The sequence below is a fragment of the Pantoea sp. GbtcB22 genome, assembly GCF_019091025.1.
Taxonomy (GTDB): domain Bacteria; phylum Pseudomonadota; class Gammaproteobacteria; order Enterobacterales; family Enterobacteriaceae; genus Pantoea; species Pantoea leporis.
Genome location: NZ_JAGXKB010000002.1, coordinates 431,616 through 451,197, shown reverse-complemented (window position 1 = coordinate 451,197; position 19,582 = coordinate 431,616). Strand labels below are relative to the sequence as shown.

Genomic DNA, 19,582 nt, shown 5'->3' with positions numbered 1-19,582 from the left:
AGGTTGATGATGCAACGTTCACTGCTGCGAAGAGTGGGTCAAAGCGTTTTGGTGCTGTGGGCCGCGTTTACCCTGTCGTTCTTTCTGCTGCAGGTGCTGCCCGGCGATGCGGTGCTGATCAAGTTTCAGAACCCGGATCTGGGCCTTAGCCCGGATCAAATCGCCGAAATGCGCCTGGCTTACGGCGCGGATAATCCGCTCTGGCAGCAGTACGTGCACACGCTGCTGGCGATGGTGCGCGGCGATTTTGGTTACTCGGTGCAGGCGGGCGTGCCGGTCAGCGAACAGCTGATCAGCAACCTGCCCGCCACGCTGCAACTGGCGCTGCTCGGTTTTGTGCTGGCAACCCTTATCGCGTTCGCGCTGGCGGCGTTATCGCGCTTGCCAGCGCTGCGCTTCCTGCGTTCGGTGCTGCAATCGGTACCGGCGCTGTTTATCTCGCTGCCGACCTTCTGGCTCGGCATCGCGCTGATTCAGCTGTTCTCCTTCCAGCTGCGCTGGATCCCGGTGATCAATCCGTCGCCGCTACAGGGTTTGATTCTGCCGGTGATTACCGTGGCGATCCCGATCTCCGCGCCGCTGGCGCAGATTCTGTTGCGCAGCATCGATCAGGTTTCTACCCAGCCGTTCGTGGCGGTCGCGCGCGCTAAAGGCGCCAGCGAAAGCCATGTGCTGTGGCATCACGTGATGCGCAATGCGCTGCTGCCGGTGCTGAACGTTGCCGGTTTGCTGCTCGGGGAACTGATCGCCGGTGCGCTGATTACCGAAACCGTGTTTGGCCTAAGCGGCGTCGGTCAGCTGACGCAGCAGGCGGTGAATAATCAGGACGTCGCGGTGTTACAGGCGGTGGTGATGATCTCGGCACTGGCGTTTGTGCTGATTAACCTGCTGGTCGATGCGCTGATGCCGCTGTTCGATCCGCGTCTGCAATCCATTGCCGGAGGCAACCGATGAGTCTGGTCGATTACTCAACTGCGCGTCAAAGCAACGGCAACGCACGTGCGTCCCGCGTGCTCAACATCCAGCCAGGTTTGTGGCTGGCGTGGGGCGTGATGCTGTTGGCGCTGCTGGCGGCATTTGCGCCTGGTCTGTTTACCCATTTCAGCCCAACGGAAAGCGTGCCTGGCGCACAACGTCTGCCGCCGCAGGCCGCTTACTGGCTCGGCACCGATCAGCTGGGCCGCGATCTCTACGCGCGCATTATTTATGGTGCGTCACAGTCACTGTCGGCGGCGGTCGCAGCGGTGGCGATGGGGCTGATTGGCGGCACCACGCTCGGCGTGCTGGCGGGCGCGATGGGCGGTCGTACTGAGAACTGGCTGATGCGCTTAGTGGATGTGCTGCTGTCGATTCCCTCGCTGCTGCTGTCGCTCAGCATTCTGATTCTGCTGGGTTTTGGCACCGTGCACGCCGCGCTGGCGGTGGGCATCGCCTCGATTGCCAGCTTTGCCCGCCTGGCGCGTGGCGAAGTGGTCCGCGTACGCCGCAGCGAGTTCGTCGAAGCGGCTTACGGCAGCGGCGGCAGTTTCTGGCGCGTGTTGTGGCGTCATATTTTACCCAACTCGCTGACGGCGGTGATCGCCTTCGCCGCCTTGCAGTTTGGCCAGGCGATTCTGGCGTTATCCACGCTCAGCTTCCTCGGCTACGGCACGCCGCCGCCGACGCCCGAATGGGGATTATTGATCGCCGAAGGACGTAACTATCTGGCGACTGCGTGGTGGCTCACCACCTTCCCCGGCATTGTGGTGGTCGCCGTGGTGCTGGCCGCCAACCGCATCAGTCGTCAACTGGCCGGAGGTGACGCATGAGCGCGTTATTAGCCATTGAAAATTTAACCCTCAGCTATCGCCAGCGCGGCGAGTGGCGCGCGGTGGTTCACAACGTCAGCTTCGAGTTGCAGCCGGGTGAAATGGTGGCGCTGGTCGGTGAATCCGGATCCGGCAAAACCACCACCGCGCAGGCCATTATTGGTTTGATGGCAGAAAACGGCCGCCGGGACAGCGGCAAAATTGTGCTGAACGGCACCGATATCGCCGGTTGGTCTTCTAAACGTCTTGATAGCCTGCGCGGCGTCAGCATCAGCTTAGTGCCGCAGGATCCGGGCAACTCGCTCAATCCGGTGAAAACCATTGGCGATCAGGTCGGTGAAATGTTGCAGCTGCACCTGAAAATCAGCAAAACCGAACGTCAGCAGCGCGTACTGGAGCTGCTGCAAAAAGTGGGGCTGAGCCATCCGGAACAGCGTCTGACGCAGTACCCGCATCAGCTTTCCGGCGGCATGAAACAGCGCGTGCTGATTGCTATCGCCCTCGCCCTGCGTCCGCAGATTATCATTGCCGATGAACCCACAAGCGCGCTGGATGTCACGGTGCAAAAACGCATTCTCGATCTGCTGGATGTGCTGCGCCGCGAATCCGGTACGGCGGTGCTGTTTGTCACGCACGATTTGGCATTGGCGGCAGAACGTGCCGATCGCCTGCTGGTATTTCGTCATGGCGAAGTTCAGGAACAAGGCCCGGCGGCGCAGGTGATCAACGCGCCTAAGCATGCTTACACGCGGCAGCTGTTGCAGGACGCCGTTCCGGGCGACAGCGCGCTGTCCGTGCCGACACATGCCAACTTCTCGTCGCCAGCGATTCAGCTCTCCGGCATCAATAAACAGTTTTCCCTCGGTCGCCAGCAGCAGCTGCAGGTGGCGAAAGAGGTGTGCGTCACGGTGGCGCGCGGCACCACGCACGCGCTGGTCGGCGAATCCGGCTCGGGGAAAACTACGCTGGCGCGCATTCTTTTAGGCTTTGAGCAGGCCGATAGCGGCCGCGTGGTGATCGATGGCATCGATGCCACCGCGCTGCGCGGCGAAGCGCAACGTCAGCTGCGCCGCAAGATTCAGTTTGTGTATCAGAACCCGTTTGCCTCGCTGGATCCGCGCCAGACGCTGTTCGCCATCATTGAAGAGCCGCTGCGTAACTTTGAGAAACTCAGCAGCGAGCAGCGCCGTGAACGCGTCGCAGCCGTGGCGCAGCGCGTGGCGTTACCGCTGGAGCTGCTGACGCGCAAACCGCGCGAGTTGTCCGGCGGCCAGCGTCAGCGCGTAGCCATCGCCCGCGCCCTGATTCTGCAACCGGCTATTCTGGTGCTGGATGAAGCGACCTCGGCGCTGGATGTCACGGTGCAGGCGCAGATTCTGCAACTGTTGCAACGACTGCAACGCGAGCTCGGCCTTACTTATCTGTTTATCACCCACGACCTCGCCACCGTGCGCCGCATTGCGCACAGCGTCACCGTGCTGCGCGCCGGTGAAGTGGTGGAGCAAGGTGACACTGTCACTCTATTTAACGCGCCGCAGCATCCGTATACCCGATCGCTGATTGACGCGATACCCGCTTTCCGTCCGCTGATTAAGGAGTCTGCATGACGCGCAAACGCATTGGTTTTTTCACTCGCCTGCTGGATGACACTTCCGCACAGCAGCGCTATCGCCTGGCAACTGAACAGATTCAGCACGCCGAGCGCACCGGTTTTGACAGCGCGTGGATTGCTCAGCACCACTTTCACGAGAAAGAAGGCGGCTTGCCTTCACCGCTGCTGTTTCTGGCCCACGTTGCGGCGCACACCCGCACTATTCGGCTTGGCACCGGCATCATCACGCTGGCGATGGAGAACGCGCTGCGCGTCGCCGAAGATGCCGCGGTGCTGGATTTGCTGAGCAACGGTCGCCTCGAAGTCGGTTTAGGATCGGGCGGTACCGCGACCTCGTTTCTGCCGTTCGGTATCACTATCGACCAGCGCGCCAGCGTGTTTGCCGATCATCTGCATCAGCTGCTGGGCGCCTGGCGCGGCGATACGCTGGGCCATCCGGATAATCATCTCTATCCCGCTGCGCCGACGCTGGCGCAGCGCGTGTGGATCGCCACCTTCTCGGTGGAAGGCGCGGCGCGCGCAGGCCTTGCCGGGCACGGTTTGATGCTGTCGCGCACCCAGCCGCGTCCGGCGGGCCAGCCTGATTTGCCGCTCCACCAGATACAAAACCCGATGATTGATGCCTATCTGGCGGCTTTACCAGTAGGCATTGCGCCGCGCATTCTGGCATCGCGCACCGCTTTTGTGACCGATTCCAACGACTACGCGCGCCGTCTTGCCGAGCCGGGCTTACAGCGCCAGGCGCAGCATTTCCGTGAATCGGGACACGTGATTGGCAACACGCTGGACGAACAGGCGCGTCAGCTGGATGCGCACTTCGGCGATGCCGACACGGTGCGGCAATCGCTGCTGGCCGATACGTCGCTGCAACGCGTCACCGATATCAGCTTCCAGGTGCACTCCATCGATCCGCCACACGCCGACATTCTGCGTTCTATCGAATTGATTGCCGAGCATATTGCGCCCGCGCTGCGTGGATAAGTCGGTGTGCATGAAGGTATAGAGATGAATACACACCTTACTGAGCGCACACCTTGTAGCGGCGCAATTCATTGCGCGATAAATCGCGCCGCTACGAAATGTGGGGTGGTTTGAATGAGTGCTGAGCTGGACGGCATTACGCCAGCTGTGGCGACCGAATAACGCTTTAACAGGAGAATTTCATGTCTCAAACGTTTGATTTACTGGCCGCGCTGGCGGATATCGATCCCGCGTCTGAACTGGCGCAAGCCCGCGCCGAGCGTCACGCCGCCACCCAGCACACGCAAGGCAGCTATGACGTGCTGTTTTCACAGGATGATGAGGATTTGCCGTTAGCAGAACGTTTCGCCCTCGCCGCGCAGGTCGCGGCCTGGCATGGCGCGTCGAGTCTCGAAGCGCATTACCGCCAGCCGGATCAGCCTAACAACGCACGCTTCGCTGCGGGTCTGGCGTTTGCGGAACTGCTGAGCTTGCATCCGGTCGATGCTGCGCCGCAGCACATTGAGACGCTGCAAACTGCCGGATGGTCGCCACGTGGCATCGTCACGCTGGCGCAGCTGATTGCCTTTGTCAGCTTCCAGAGCCGCTTGCTTGCGGGTTTGCGTTTGCTCAACGGTGAAGAGACGGCGTCGCAGCCGCATGCGGTGGCCGGTAAATGGCACGATGCGCCGCTCACCGTCAGCGGGAAAACCGCCCTCACCGCCTTTACCCAACAGGAACTCGGCTGGGAACCGTGGCTGGCGGCAAAAGCGCTGCAGGAATTTAGCGCTGAAGAGCAGGCAACGCTGGCGAAATTCGGCCACAGCGACTCTGATTACTTCCGCCTGCTGGGCCGCAATCAGCCACTGCTCGAGCAGCGCACGCTAACCGATAAAGGCATCTTCTACACCGCAGGCGGACTCTCGCGCGCCGAGCGAGAACTCGCCGCCACGGTGGTGAGCAAGGTCAACGGCTGCATCTACTGCGCCTCGGTGCATGCGCGCAAAGCCAGCCAGCTGTCGAAAGATGAACCGGAGGTGCAGAAGCTGCTGAATGTCGCGCCGGGCGCTGAGCTGTCGCACGGACAATCGGCGCGCTGGGCGGCGCAGATCGATCTGGTTGCTACCTTATCGATTACGCCTGCCGCCACCAGCCTGAAACAGCTGCAGGCGCTGCGCGCTCAGGGATTCAGCACGCTGGAGCTGCTGGACCTGATTCAATCCGCCGCCTTCTTTGCCTGGGCGAATCGCCTGATGCTGACGCTCGGCGAACCTTTCTTACCTGAACACACACAAGGATGACCATGACGGATCTTTCCCATCAACAGCTGGTGCGCTGGCGACGCGAGCTGCATCAGCATCCCGAACTGTCGGATCAGGAATTTGCCACCACCGAGCGCCTTACCCGCTGGTTGCAGGAACTCAACGTCAAGCTGCTGCCGCTGGATTTGAAAACCGGTGTCGTGGCAGAAATCGGTCACGGTGAACCGCTGATTGCGCTGCGTGCCGACATCGACGCCCTGCCCATCGACGAGCAAACCGATCAAGCATGGCGCTCCCAGCAGTCGGGCGTGATGCACGCCTGCGGCCACGATCTGCATAGTAGCGTGATGCTGGGCGTCGCACAGCAGTTGCAACGCATCGAATCCCAGCTGCCTGGCCGCGTGCGCATTCTGTTCCAGCCTGCCGAAGAGGTTTTTACCGGCGCGAAACAGCTGCTGGCGGCGGGCGCGCTGAAAGAGGTGCAGGCGATTTTCGGCCTGCATAACGCGCCGGATCTGCCAACCGGCACGCTGCGGACGCGCGGCGGTGCCTATTATGCCAACGTTGATCGTTTCCAGATCACTATCAACGGCAAAGGTGCGCACGCCGCGCGTCCGCATGAAGGCATTGATAGCATCGTGATTGGCAGCCACATCGTCACCGCGCTGCAAACGCTGCCGAGCCGCGTGTTCAGTTCGCTGGAATCGGTGGTGGTCAGCGTGACGCGCTTTACCGCAGGCAACAGCTGGAACGTGCTGCCACAGACGGTGGAACTGGAAGGTACGGTGCGCACCCACAACGCGGCGATTCGCGCGCAGATCCCGCAGAAAATGAGAGCGCTGATAAACGGGATCGCCGCCGGATTTGGCGCACAGGCGGAGCTGGTGTGGCAGGAAGGTCCGCCTTCGCTGGTCAACACCCCGCAATGGGCCGATTTCGCGCTGGATCTGGCCGCAGAGCAAGGCTATCAAACACAGGTCGGCACGCCGCAGATGGGTGGCGAAGACTTCGCCTTCTACCTGCAGCAGCTGCCGGGCGCGTTCGTCAGCATCGGCAGCGCCAGTGAATTTGGCCTGCATCACGCAGGATTCGATCCGGATGAAGCGATGCTGGAACCGGCGGTGCATTACTTTACCGAGCTGGCCCAGCGCGCGCTGCTGACGCTGCGCCAACAACAGGCGCTGGCATCGTGACCATGAGAGCAAGGAGAAAAGCGATGGCGATTTCTGTACCTGTTCCACGTCTCGACCATGTGGTGATCAACGTTGCCAGCCAGTTGGATGACGCCAGCGCGCTGTTTCGTCGCCTGGGATTTCAGCTGACCGAGCGCGGCCATCATTCGCTCGGCTCCAGTAATCATCTGGCGATTTTTGGAGATAACTATCTGGAGCTGTTGGGGTTTGAGCCTGGGCGCGGCAATCTGCGCCAGGATTTGTGGCAGTCGCCGATTGGCCTCAGCGGATTAGTATGGAAAACTGAGGATGCCGATGCGGTGTGGCGCTATCTGGAGAGCCAGGACATCGACGGCGATCTGCCGGCGAGCTTTTTCCGTCCCGTTACTTTGCCGGACGGCACCGAGCAGGAAGCACGCTTCCGCACCGTGCGATTGCGCCCGTCGCTGGTGGCGAACGGCCGCAGCTTCTTTTGTCAGCACGACACGCCGGATTCGGTGTGGCAGGACGCGTGGCGCGTCCATCCGAATGGCGTGAGCGATATCGTCGAATTCGTGGTGGTTGCGCAGGATCCCGCCGCCGCTGCGCAGCCCTACAGCCGTTTATTTGGTGCCGATAAACTTACCGCCTGTCAGGAAGGCGCGTTTATGCTCAAAGCGGGCGTGGCAATGGTGCGTTTTGCCGCCGCGGAATACGTTACGCAGCGCTTCGCAGGATTGCCGATTGATTACGACGGCAGCGCGCGCATGGCCGGATTGAGTTTGCGCACCTCGGATCTGCGCAAAGTGAAAGCCAGCCTGCTGCTCGGTGATGTGCCGTTCCGCGAGGAAGAGTCGACGATTATTGTCGGTGCCGAGCAGGCATTTGGTGTGGCGTTGCGGTTCCAGTTGTGATCCCCCGCGCGCATTTGTAGGGTCGCCATTTATGGCGACTTGGTTTAACGTGATCCACTTTCATCCATAAACGAAGGTGAAATGTGACCGCTAAACTGCATCTCGATACGCCCAGACTCACCTGCTCGCAGATCGCGGAAGACGACTGGGACTTCTTCCGCCAGCTCCAGCTCTCGCCTCACGTCATGCATTACGTCGCCGATGCAAAATCTGAAGAAAAAATTCTCGCTGATTTCACAGCAAGATTGCCGCGCTGGTCGCCTCGCAGCGCGCATTGGCTGTGTCTGGTGGTGCGGGAGAAACAATCAGGTAATCGCATCGGCGTCAGCGGCTATATCCATCGTGAAAATAACTGCGCCGAAGTCGGCTTTCTGTTCGCGCCAGAAGCGCAAGGCAAAGGCTATGCGCACGAGTCGCTTCGGGCGATTTGTGACTATGCGTTCAGCGACGGCGGCATCCGACGCCTGAGCGCCACCGTCACCGCAGGCAATACGCCCTCTCGTCGGCTGCTGGAAAAAGTCGGATTTAAATTAGAGGGCGAACTGCGGGAAAGTTACTGGCTGAGAAATGCGTGGCATAACGATTGGGTATTTGGGTTGTTGTGTGGGGAATATGGGTTGTAGTATAGGTGTTATCCACTTGGTGGTAGTCGGATTTGGTTAGCGACTTAACGATATGCTATAGGGAGAGCATAAGTGAGGCGGCTTTCTGATAGAAAAAGACATAAAAAACTCAGATAGGATTGTTTTTAGAGACTGCTTTTTAGAAGCCTCACTACAACCGGTTAGGTACGCAATCGACCTTATAAAAAACATTCCGATTTTAATTTTAATTTTAATAATGAATGACAACATATACACGAAAAATTTATTGGAAAAATCAAGCACAATCAAAGACTGTACTTGATTTAATTGCCAACTTAATTTTCATGTATTTTGAAAATTGAGTGCGACATCCGAGTGCCTGCACCAACAATTCTAGCAAAAACCTTTAGTTGTTCCTTAATGAAAATACTTTCACTTTCTTTTGGATAGTTAACTGCGTGGTCAATTTCCCCCCAAACCTCCTCAAATAACGTTCTAACTTGAACCTCGCATGTTATTTTACTTGTAGTGTTAGCTTTGAAAACATAGTGAACACTAGTATAGAAGCTTTCTTTTTGCTCTGTCGTTATACCTTCATCTCTAAAGAATGATGCATACTCAGGATCCCATGTATAAGCTTTGGGAGTTTCATATAAAGCCAACTCGCCATCATCGACATACTTCATAAGTCGTTTGTGTATAGCATCAAACTGTCCTTGATGTAAGTGAAGTATCCTTATACCTACAATATCGGTAATCAAATCCATTACATTATCTTTATTAATTTCCAAATGACCTAATTCTCTTAGCCTGTCATTCTTTCTGGTTATTTTTTCATTTAAATGCTCTATGTCTTTTGTTCTTTTTTTATGGCTGTGAACATTATTTTTAAGAATAGGATCCCTCGTGATATAAGATACAATCCTATCTGAGAATATCTCATAATCATGAATATGTTCATTAATACTTTGAATGATATCTTCATTTTTCATATTCATTTACTAATCTCCTCTACGCGTAAAAGGACTTCATTAGCAAAAGATGTATACACTTGACGAGTAGCGAGATATTCATCCCTTCTTACATTAATCGTGCTTCTATCCTGGGCATCGTAAATGGAATCACTTGATGGAAGAAGCCACATAGGTTTTTTATATTTTTGGGCATTCGCAGGCATTGTAGCATGACCATATATAATGGAATTCCCACCAATGAATTGCTTTATTGTATCTTTATGGATAGGGGCATAGCATTCTTCAGGTATATGATCCAAAATTTTATTTGGTAGCTTTTCTGCCCAGTTATAATGTGCTTTAGCTATTTTAAGTGGATTGGATGCATCCTCTCTTTTTTTAGCATTATATATTGTATACCCTATTAACTTTACAAATTTGTTAGGGAGGTACGTTTTTTTAGAATTAGGAAGCAATGACATCATTGTATCAAAATCTTTTTTCCATGTCTTAAGTGCATTCCCTATATTTTTTATTCCATAACCAGAAAACATATCAGGAGCGCAAGGAATCAAGAAACCGTCTGAATTTGATATTATTACTTTATTTAAAATACCTAGACTCGGAGATGTATCAATCAATATCACATCAAAGCCGAGTTTCTCAGTATAAATCTTACAAATTCTTCTTATGGCTGTGATAACACGAAGGGCTTGAGGTTCCCCCAAAAATGCTTCACTCCATTGCTTTGAAAGTTTGTTTTCAAACAGATGCAATGTCAGCCTACCCGGGATTAAATGTAAGTTATTATTAACTCTTATACTGGGTGGCAGTTGTTGTTCTTCTGACTGACCATCTTCTGATGGTTTCAATATGTAATGAATTGATCGTGGCGCATTATGTATTTTTCTGAATTCAACATCAGAAGAATCAGATTTTGCTTTCTCATAATCTTCAATGAATGGATCTTCTGCATCCCAAATCTCTTCTATCTGCTCATCGTCAAGGACGAAAAGACTTAAATTAGACTGAGGATCTAAATCTATCATCAATGTTTTTTTTCCTGACTCTGCTAAGGCATAAGCCAAGTGATAAGTCATTGTAGATTTTCCCACCCCGCCTTTATTATTAAAAATGGCTATAGATGACATGCTAGAATCTCCTTAAAAAAATAATATAAACACATACATTGCTTTTAACCAATCTAAGCTAATAATCCTAGATCCTGTAACATCCCTTGAGCAAAGCATTTTTTTGCAGATCGCACTGAACTTGACATACTTCACTTTTTTTAAGCCATTATACACAGACATTACCTTCGATGGTTAAATCACGACGGATTATCAAGTTACTTCAGGCTTTCCTAGTCCAAGTTTACTTCCACTATTCGCTCAAGCAAACTAATAAGCCTGCATGAAAGTAGACGGTGGGCGGATGAACAAACAACCAATACACATCGTTCAGCCGCCGTCATAACCCTGCCAGCATCCTAAATACCAAGATTATTCGCAAGTTGCTTCTCATCCTCTAAAGTTCAAGCATAAGAGGACGAAAATCCTTTTAGACATTCTGGAGGATAGCGTATGTGTAAAGTATTGGTTTTTACTGTCAGGCTTGATGATGCTGTAAACGGCGATGGCCGCTGATGGCACGATTAGCTTCAGCGGTGCGATTATGGAACCGTCCTGCACCACGGCTACTCAGCTACAAGGAACGTCTGTTACCTGCACGCGCGAAGGTGTTGATAAAGTGCGTACGATTGCACTTAATCCATAACAACAAATGCTGTCTTATCAGACTGGCTCCGTACGCGTTAAATCGGCCAACAATCATAAAATCTTTTAAGTGACCTATAAATAATTAAGACCTAATTTCGCCGCTTATTATTAAATGCCTCAGTTTTATCACTGAGGCATTTAACACATCGTACTGATCAACTTATTGCAAATCCACGTTCAACGCCGGGGCACCAAAACTGACTAACTCCGCATTCGACGCAGTAAAATAGTCGCGCCAGAATATCTCAAGCTGCTGAATGATTTTCCCTGAGCGATAGTTGTTTTTCGCATCGGTATCAATCAATCCTGCACCTGCGACAAATACCTTAGCGCCGGCAAAATCCGCTAACAAATTCTGCTGTTTAACCTGCTGCAACGCTTTATCAGGCGAAAGCAAACGCAGCGCGTTATTGCGATAGAAGCTATCGAAAGCGCTGTTTTCCAGCATATCGGAGATCAGAAACAGGGTACGTGAGGCTTTTTCATCCTGCTCAAGATCGTGACTAATGCGTTTCAGGCTATCGAGGATCTCACTTTTAGCGATGTTATCACCCTTCTCAGCGAAACTTTTTGCCATCAACCCACCCAACGCGCTCGCGAAATATTGCTTCTGCTCACTCAGGCATTTGTCGAGGTTCTTCAAACTCTCCATGCCTTGATTGTCGCGGATTTTCTTGTTCGTGAGTAACGGTTCCAGATGCCCGTCAAATAAGCGCTGCATGAAATTGTTCTGCAGCAACGCCGAGAACTGATACAGCACCACATGATCGCCGGGCTGGCTAAAACGCATGATCTGCTGCCAACTGGTATTTTTGATCTGCAGCGGCACTTTAACCGTTTGATCAATAATCACCACCAGCTCACGACCGCTGTTGGCCGGGCGATATTGACTGAGTTTGGCATAGTCATAACAGCTCGGGATATCGTTGCGATCCGCAGCCTGCGCCATGGCACTCACCCCGGCTAACAGCAGCAACCACCATTTGCTGATCTTCACCTGATTATCCTCTGGCCTTATTAAGCACGCGCTGCACTTTACGACGACTGAGCAGTGCTTCCATTGGCAGACCCAAATCCTCAGCCACCAAACGCAGTTCTTCATCATCTAAGGCTGTCAAATCGCCCAACTCCGCGATGCGCGCCTTTTCATCGGCGTTAGCAGCAGGTGCCGTTTCCAGTGCCACCGGTGCAGGTGTTGGAGTTGTAGGTTCAAATACCAAAGCCGGTTCTGGCTGATGTACCGGGCGCTCTGGAGCAACGGTAGCGCGTGTGGCGTTAAATTGCTGATGCTGATCGTCGGCCAGTGCTTTATCGCGCTGCTTACCGCGCACGTAATCGTCGAAGGTCCGAACATCAGTTTGTGCAATGCTGGCGCTACTGGCGCGTTGCATCGCCATACGATTCTGCAAGCTTGCCAGTTTATCCTGCGCATCACGCTCTACGCGCTCACGGCGCATGGCGTACCACGCGGCAAACTCTTCAGAGCTACTGAAATTACCAATATATTTCGCCGCCAGGCGCGATTCGATGCCGACCAGAGAACGGTAATAACCAATCAAAATACCGATAATCTGCACGCCAATGAAAATCACCGACAGAATAATGAAGGTCAATTTGGAGGCGAACACGCGGTTGTCACTGACCTCTTTCGCCGCTTGCTTATCAGCCAGCTGATTATCTTCCACCGCTTGCTGTGGCAACTCAAAAGGTGAAGCGTTGCTCGCCGCGCTGGTTTGGCTGAACGGCGTGCCATTGACGGCCTGGGTTTCGGCGGCATTAATGGTTGCCGCACGAATGAAATAGGCACCTACCGCAAAGGTGACGATCAACAGCAGCGTCACAACCGTTTGTACATATTGCGGTTTTGCGCCAATACCGTGGTTCACTCGGTTAAGCATTTGCAAATAGCTGGGCGCATCATCGTCAATGCGGCTGTTTTCCAGTGAGACGCGGTTGTCTTTAACCAACGCCTGCGCATGGCCTTCCAGACGCGCTTCTTTATGCCAGTAGCGGATTTTACTCAGCAGCGTATTTTTGTGTAACTGCGTGCCCATTAAATGCGTTGCGGGCACCAAAATCACACCAATCAGCACCGAAACCACAATCGCCGACAGCTCCGCCTGGTTCGCAGAGATGTTGTTGGCAATGAATGGCGAAAGTACCAGCGCAAAGATAAAGGCTTCCAGAATGACGAGGGCTATACTGCATAACCACAACACCACGCTGGTCGGTTTGCGGCCCCGCTCATCGACTTTGTTCAGATAGTTAACGCAGCGCAGATAAAAATCGGCATCGCGGTTGGAGATGCTATGAAACTGATAGAACTTGCCACACAACGCTTCTTCTGCCGGATGCCAGATGCGTCCGCCGGTGCCCGCACGGCGAGATTCATGGCTACGCGACAAACGGGTGATGTGGCCAAACAGCGGTAGGGAACAAAACAGGTTGAGGAAGAAGTAACGAACTTGATCCCACCATTTGATCACACCAAGTGTTAGCGCCAACAGCCCGAAAAGCGGCCAGAAGATGTAGCGATAGGTGGCGACCGCCTGCATTAAGGTATCTAAAATTTCCATAAGAGAGTTATCCGTTTATCCACGCTGAGGTGCGTAATTGGCCAGCCACGGCTGACGATGATTGCTATAAAAGAGCTGTCCTTGTTGCGCAGGCTTGCCCGATTTCGGCAGCAAGAGGTCGACGCACGAGATCGGTTGTTGCTGGGCATCGGCGATATAGACGCGGTAAAGAACGCTGTCTTCCCCTTCCCAACTGTTGGCGACACTTGCCATGCCTTGTAGCGCCTTGCGGTTGCCCTGCGCATAGTTTGGCGTGATGAGCACTTGTGGGTTTTGCGTCACCACCGCACCCTCTTTGAGAACAAACACTGGCGTCAATGTCACCAGGTTGCCATTCACCAATCCAGCCCACGCGCGCCCGTTCATATTGGGCAGATATTCCCGCGTATCATGCTGATCGATCGCCTTACCGCTGGCTAAATTCTTAGCCAGCCCACTGACGCGGGGAAGATCGGTGAGACAGCTACCGCTGACACTGCTGGCCTGCGCCTGACTAATCAGGCTGAAACCTTGCGACAGCGGCTTTAAGTTGCTGGAGAGACCCGTAACCTGTGCGCTGATAAGCTTGCCACCGAAATCGACAAAGTTAACGGGATTGCTCTCAGCAATGGCTTGAGTGGGTTGGGTCACCACTTCCGGCGCTTTTACTTCAGCGCTTTTTGTCGCAGCCTTCTTGCTCGCTATACGTGGTGCCGCCTTAATGGTTGAAGTACGCGCCAGCGTATTTTCAGCAGCAGAGCTGTGGCGCAAATACAGCGGGTTATTGCTTTCCAGCGCCAGGCGTTGGCGTAACAGTGCTTCATTCGCCAACGCCACGATTTCAACCCGGCGGTTTTGTGCCCGACCCGAGAGGGAATCGTTATCCGCCAGTGGACGTGAGGAACCCACGCCCTGGAAATAGAGTTGGCTGGCTTTAATGCCGCTTTGCTCCAGTACCAACCCAACGTTGCGGGCGCGCGCTTCAGAAAGTTGCTGATTGTGTTCGGCGTTGCCCGTGGCGTCCGTATGTCCCACCACCAGCAAAACATCGCTGGAGGATTGCTGGCCGCCTTTCATCGCTGTGGCAATTTTCTGCACCTGACGCATGCCGCTGCTGGTCAGTTCTGCACTGTCGATGGCGAACATGGTACCGTCCTCAACTTGTGCAACAATCCCAACCGGCTCCTGCTTGCTGTTCTCCTGCACCTTAAGCGCCTGAGTGCTGATGCGAATTTTTTCTTCCTGGGCGACTTTAGCCAGCGCCTGTTCACGATTCTGCCAAACGTTCCCGACCACGCATCCCGCTACGCCGCCTGCCAGTCCACCCACCAGGGCTTTCCTGGCGTCGTGAGTCACCAGATAAGTGATGCCGCCACCCAGTGCGGCACCGCCGATACAACCGGCAGCGGTACCGTAATCACGAGCAAAGTCATTCATTGAGGCACAACTGGAAGTCAGAGAAGCGGCGATCAGCACGGATGCAGCTTTTTTAGAAAAGGGTAAATTCACATCAAATCCTTGATTGAAAAATCCTCTGTCGTGCGGAGGAAACAATGATTAATGGTTGAGGCTAATTGATAAAAAAAATTCACAGGTTTGTATCGGCAGCAATGCCGATGACTTTAGACCTCAGTGGAGAATTTCTTCTATTCAAGGAGATAGGGGATTAAAACGGATTGACGCAGGAGGAAGTGATGAAATTACGTTAGTAATATTATCTAATCATCGCGCGATCTATCGCGCAATAGGTGTTTGATGAATATGGACACGCGTAGCAAGTTTGACCAAACGCCAATCCTGATGGCCGTTAATCATCGGGTTCGCCTGCGCTTTTGCCGGCTCAACCGCCGGTTTGCCGTTTTACCTTTCCTGCGTCAGGATGCGCACGCGATTATCGGAAAGATCTTCGATCAACCATGCATGCAGCACCTCCAGACGATCATCGCTGCCCCACCCTGGAAATCTCACGTTAAGGGCTTCTGCGCACAGGATCACGCGCTGGTGTCTTATCTCGGCGGGAATTTTCACGGCGTCACCGATGCGGCTTTGAATGCGATGGGACGCTCGCGCCGCCGCTGGAGATTCAGGGTTTCACTAAACCGTGGCGTGGCACGAAAGAACGCACCGCGATGCCGGATATCGCTGGTTGCGCGAATTATTGTTCACCACGGTCAGCCGCAATGATGCTGTCTAAAGATAAATCTGCCTGACAGGATTCAGCCTAAGGTTCACTTAACCTTTATTTCTTAATCTGGCGCCATCTTCACTGTTACGGATGGACCAATGACGTTTTCGCTGCGCAAAAGACCGACGCTAAGTCGGCTGACGTTTATTTCGCTATTTTCAATTTATATTGCGGTGTTCCTGAATATTGCCTTTTATCGTCAGGTGATTGCAGCAATGCCGCTTGATACGCTGCGCACGATATTCGTCTTCGTCTCAATGCTGCTGGTGGCATTTAGCGTGATCAATATTATCGCCACCCTCGCCTCTTTTGTTTGGCTTGACCGGCTTATTCTTGCGCTGTTCGTATTAGTGGCGGCGGCTGCGCAATATTTCATCTGGACCTTCGGTATTGTTATTGATCGCTCGATGATCGTGAATATTCTGGATACCACACCGTCCGAGTCCTTTGCTTTATTGTCGCCTAAGTTAATTATTACGCTGGGTTGCAGCGGGCTGCTCGCTGCCCTTTTGGTATTCTGGATTCGGATTAAACATAACGAACCTCTGTGGAAAAACATCGCCAAACGCGCCGCCTCAATTGTGGTGTCGGTCATCTGCATCGCCCTGGTGGCGACATTCTTCTATAAGGATTACGCCTCGCTATTTCGTAACCAAAAAGAGCTGATCAAATCGCTCAGCCCGTCGAACTCCATTGTGGCGACACTTTCCTGGTATCACCACAGCCGCACCGCCAATTTGCCGCTGGTGAAAATTGGCTTAGATGCCAAACAAAAGCCGCAGATGCTGGCGGGTGCAAAGCGCAATCTGACGATTTTGGTGGTGGGTGAAACCACGCGCGCGGTGAATTTCCAGCTCAATGGTTATGGCCGAGAAACCACGCCATTGCTGGCGAAAGATGACGTCTCTTATTTCCCTAATACGCAATCCTGCGGTGCCGCTACTGCGGTCTCGTTGCCATGCATGTTCTCGAATATGCCGCGCGCGCATTATGACGACCAGCTTGCTGAACATCAGGAAGGCATGCTCGATATTATCCAGCGCGCCGGCCTGCAGGTTTTATGGAATGACAATGACGGCGGCTGTAAAGGTGCCTGCGATCGCGTCCCGCATCAGGATATGACCAGCCTGAATCTTCCGGATATGTGTCACGATGGGGAGTGTTATGACGAAGTATTATTTCACGGTATCGAGGACTATATTAAAAACCTTAAAGGCAACGGCGTGATCGTATTGCATACCATTGGCAGTCACGGCCCAACCTATTACAACCGTTATCCGCCGCAGTTTAAAAAATTCACGCCGACCTGCGATACCAATCAAATTCAGGATTGTTCGCAACAGCAGCTGGTGAATACCTACGACAACACCATTCTGTATATCGATTACATTGTCGATAAGGCGATCAATGTATTGAAGGCTCATCAGGATCAATACACCACCAGCCTGGTGTATTTATCGGATCACGGTGAGTCGTTGGGGGAGAATGGCGCTTATTTGCACGGTATGCCGTATGCGATTGCACCAGATGTGCAGAAACATGTGCCGATGCTGATTTGGCTGTCACCAGATTACCAGCAGCGTTATGGCGTGAGTAAACGCTGTGTCGATAAACAAGCGGCGCATCAGGGTTATTCGCAGGATAATCTGTTCTCCACCCTGCTGGGATTGACGGGGATTCAGACCAGCGAGTATCAACCTGCGGATGATATTTTGGCCGGTTGCCGGATCGTGCAGGGGTAAATGCCAGAAGGTCGCCATGAATGGCGACCCACATCACGCAGCTACCCGATCCGCCCCCAACAAATCCAATATCCTGCTGCGCAGCGCCACCAACTGCGGATCATCGCGACGGCGCGGCCACGGCAGATTCACCTCAATCACATCCACCACTTTCGCCGGTCTTGGGCTGAATACCACCACGCGATTTGCCATCACCAGCGCTTCTTCTACGTCGTGCGTCACCATCAGCGTGGTGAACTGCTGCTCCTGCCACAGGTCGACAATCTCCTGCTGCATCCGCAACCGCGTCAGGGAATCGAGCTTGCCGAGCGGTTCATCGAGGATCAGCAAACGCGGCACGTTAACCAGCGCGCGAGCCAGCGCTGCACGCTGCGCCATACCGCCCGAAAGCTGATGTGGCCACGCGCGAGCAAACTGCCTGAGGCCGACGCGATCCAGCATCGCGTTAATGCGCTGTTCGCGCACCGGCCGGCTCTCCCCACGAATCTGCAAACCGAGACCGACGTTGTCATAGACGGTGCGCCACGGATAAAGCGTGGGATCCTGAAACACCACCACGCGCGACGGATCGGGCGCGGTTATCGCTTTGCCCTCCTCCGCCAGTAACCCGCTGGCGGGCGGTTCGAGGCCTGCCAGCAAACGCAGCAGCGTCGATTTGCCACAGCCGGACGGCCCCAGCAGCGCGACAAATTCACCGGCCTCTACCTGCAAATTAATATTCTCCAGCACCGGTAAATCTTCGCCTTCTAAGGTGAAGTGATGATTCACCTTCTCAATCGCAATATTAACGCCCGCCGAAGTGGTAGCCATATTTTCGCTCCTGCTTGATTTGCTAAGAAATAAAGCATAAGCCTCGCCTTTCCCACACTGAAATAGCCATTTCGGCAAACCTATCCGCAAATATTCATAATGAAAAACTGCATGATGTCATGCGGGATTGTTATTTGGTCGCGCTAATTGCCTTTGCCATAGTGCCTGTGAACTTTATCTACAAGGAAGACAGGATGGCATTGCAACAATTCTCTCTGAGCCGCCGCGCGTTATTACGCGGGCTGGGTCTCTTTAGTGCCGGCGTGGCGGTAAATCCGTTGCTGAGCAGCAACGTGTTTGCCGACGAAAAATCCCTCAAAACCATCAAGCTGGCCTGGGGGCAAACCGCAGTGTGTCAGTCACCGATATCTGTGGCGCTGAAGCAAGGCTTCTTTAAAAAGTACGGCTTGAATGTTGAGCCGGTGAACTTCAGCGGCCCCACCGATGCGCTGTTACAGGCGATTGCCACCGGTCAGGCCGATGGCGGCATCGGCATGGCGCTGCGCTGGCTGAAACCGCTGGAGCAGGGTTTTGATGTGGATCTCACCGTCGGCACGCACGGCGGCTGCATGCGTTTACTCGCGCCGCAAAATAGCGGCATCCGCGATGTGAAAGATTTGGTGGGCAAATCGGTGGCGGTCAGCGATCAGGCCAGCCCGATTCGCAACTTCTTCGCCATTCAGCTGGCGAAACAGGGAATCGATCCCGATAAGCAGGTCAACTGGCTGCAATATCCGCCCGACCTGTTCGGCGAAGCGCTGCGCAAAGGCGAAGTGCAGGCGCTGGCCACCGACGATCCGCAGGGCTGGCTGCTGAAGAAGCAGCACGATCTGGTGGAAGTCGATAACAACCTGAAAGGCGAATACGCCAACCTCACCTGCTGTGTGCTGGGTCTGCGCGGCTCGCTGGTGCGTGACGATCCCGCCACCGCGCGTGCTATCACTCAGGCGATTGTCGATGCGCAGCAGTGGACCGCCGAACATCCGGACGAGACGGCGAAAATCTTCCAGCCGTTTGTGCCCGGCTCCGTCGCGGTGGAGGATATCGCCGCGATGCTGAAAGAGCACACTCATAGTCATCACTCCACCGGTGTGCAGCTGCGCAAAGAGGTGGCGGTTTATATCGATGAGCTGAAAAAAATCAACGTGATCCGCCCGGATACCGATGCGCAGCGCTTCGCCGAACACTATGTGCCAGAACTGCTGCCGGCGGAATCCGCCCATCAGCACGCCAGCAACATGGCGCACATGAGCAACATGTCGAGTTAA

At 53.9% G+C, this 19,582-nt stretch carries 16 protein-coding genes and 1 pseudogene; 10 read left to right on the top strand and 7 right to left on the bottom strand.

Annotated elements, in window-relative coordinates; translation table 11 throughout:
• Positions 1 to 9: 9 nt before the first annotated feature.
• The 8 genes from KVT28_RS09885 (at position 10) to KVT28_RS09850 (ending at position 8,330) form a co-directional block, all read left to right on the top strand.
• Positions 10 to 954, top strand: coding sequence for an ABC transporter permease (locus KVT28_RS09885; protein ID WP_217548529.1), 945 nt, complete (start codon positions 10 to 12; stop codon positions 952 to 954).
• On the top strand, positions 951 to 1,808 hold the full coding sequence (locus KVT28_RS09880) for an ABC transporter permease (protein ID WP_217548069.1): 858 nt from the start codon (positions 951 to 953) through the stop codon (positions 1,806 to 1,808). Before KVT28_RS09885 ends, KVT28_RS09880 begins: the two co-directional genes overlap by 4 nt.
• Positions 1,805 to 3,415, top strand: coding sequence for an ABC transporter ATP-binding protein (locus KVT28_RS09875; protein ID WP_217548066.1), 1,611 nt, complete (start codon positions 1,805 to 1,807; stop codon positions 3,413 to 3,415). Before KVT28_RS09880 ends, KVT28_RS09875 begins: the two co-directional genes overlap by 4 nt.
• Positions 3,412 to 4,401 (top strand): putative FMN-dependent luciferase-like monooxygenase, encoded by a 990-nt coding sequence (locus KVT28_RS09870; protein ID WP_217548064.1) that lies wholly within the window; start codon positions 3,412 to 3,414, stop codon positions 4,399 to 4,401. The genes KVT28_RS09875 and KVT28_RS09870 overlap by 4 nt, the downstream gene beginning before the upstream one ends.
• Before the next feature lie 182 nt (positions 4,402 to 4,583).
• The gene (locus tag KVT28_RS09865; RefSeq protein ID WP_217548061.1) at positions 4,584 to 5,681 is read left to right on the top strand and encodes an alkylhydroperoxidase domain protein; all 1,098 of its coding nucleotides are present in this window, start codon (positions 4,584 to 4,586) and stop codon (positions 5,679 to 5,681) included.
• A 2-nt stretch (positions 5,682 to 5,683) separates the two neighbouring features.
• Positions 5,684 to 6,835: an amidohydrolase gene (locus tag KVT28_RS09860; protein WP_217548059.1), complete on the top strand. Its 1,152-nt coding sequence runs from the start codon at positions 5,684 to 5,686 to the stop codon at positions 6,833 to 6,835.
• Positions 6,836 to 6,858: 23 nt separating this feature from the next.
• Entirely contained in the window at positions 6,859 to 7,707 is an 849-nt protein-coding gene (locus KVT28_RS09855; protein ID WP_217548056.1) for a VOC family protein, read from the top strand.
• A gap of 83 nt (positions 7,708 to 7,790) precedes the next feature.
• Positions 7,791 to 8,330, top strand: coding sequence for a GNAT family N-acetyltransferase (locus KVT28_RS09850; protein WP_101761386.1), 540 nt, complete (start codon positions 7,791 to 7,793; stop codon positions 8,328 to 8,330).
• A 296-nt stretch (positions 8,331 to 8,626) separates the two neighbouring features.
• On the opposite strand, the gene KVT28_RS09845 is transcribed toward KVT28_RS09850, so the two are convergent.
• The 6 genes and pseudogenes from KVT28_RS09845 to KVT28_RS27775 form a co-directional block, all read right to left on the bottom strand.
• Positions 8,627 to 9,289 carry a RelA/SpoT domain-containing protein gene (locus tag KVT28_RS09845; protein ID WP_101761385.1) on the bottom strand — a complete coding sequence of 221 codons (663 nt, stop codon included), beginning with the start codon at positions 9,287 to 9,289 and terminating at the stop codon, positions 8,627 to 8,629.
• Positions 9,286 to 10,395 (bottom strand): ParA family protein, encoded by a 1,110-nt coding sequence (locus KVT28_RS09840; RefSeq protein WP_217548054.1) that lies wholly within the window; start codon positions 10,393 to 10,395, stop codon positions 9,286 to 9,288. The genes KVT28_RS09845 and KVT28_RS09840 overlap by 4 nt, the downstream gene beginning before the upstream one ends.
• 787 nt (positions 10,396 to 11,182) lie before the next feature.
• A complete protein-coding gene (locus KVT28_RS09835; protein WP_217548053.1) occupies positions 11,183 to 12,019 on the bottom strand; it encodes a hypothetical protein in 837 nt (278 codons plus the stop codon).
• 4 nt (positions 12,020 to 12,023) lie between these two features.
• Positions 12,024 to 13,598 carry a hypothetical protein gene (locus tag KVT28_RS09830; protein ID WP_217548050.1) on the bottom strand — a complete coding sequence of 525 codons (1,575 nt, stop codon included), beginning with the start codon at positions 13,596 to 13,598 and terminating at the stop codon, positions 12,024 to 12,026.
• A 15-nt stretch (positions 13,599 to 13,613) separates the two neighbouring features.
• The gene (locus tag KVT28_RS09825) at positions 13,614 to 15,086 is read right to left on the bottom strand and encodes an OmpA family protein (protein ID WP_217548048.1); all 1,473 of its coding nucleotides are present in this window, start codon (positions 15,084 to 15,086) and stop codon (positions 13,614 to 13,616) included.
• A 225-nt stretch (positions 15,087 to 15,311) separates the two neighbouring features.
• Positions 15,312 to 15,515 (bottom strand): annotated as a pseudogene (locus KVT28_RS27775) (hypothetical protein); the annotation flags it as partial.
• Positions 15,516 to 15,860: 345 nt separating this feature from the next.
• Between KVT28_RS27775 and eptA the strand changes: the two are divergent.
• Positions 15,861 to 17,504 carry a phosphoethanolamine transferase EptA gene (gene eptA / locus KVT28_RS09815; RefSeq protein ID WP_217548043.1) on the top strand — a complete coding sequence of 548 codons (1,644 nt, stop codon included), beginning with the start codon at positions 15,861 to 15,863 and terminating at the stop codon, positions 17,502 to 17,504.
• A gap of 33 nt (positions 17,505 to 17,537) precedes the next feature.
• Here the strand turns inward: eptA and KVT28_RS09810 are convergent, their stop codons facing one another.
• Positions 17,538 to 18,314: an ABC transporter ATP-binding protein gene (locus KVT28_RS09810; RefSeq protein WP_217548041.1), complete on the bottom strand. Its 777-nt coding sequence runs from the start codon at positions 18,312 to 18,314 to the stop codon at positions 17,538 to 17,540.
• 194 nt (positions 18,315 to 18,508) lie between these two features.
• Between KVT28_RS09810 and KVT28_RS09805 the strand changes: the two genes are divergently transcribed.
• On the top strand, positions 18,509 to 19,582 hold the full coding sequence (locus tag KVT28_RS09805) for an ABC transporter substrate-binding protein (protein WP_217548039.1): 1,074 nt from the start codon (positions 18,509 to 18,511) through the stop codon (positions 19,580 to 19,582).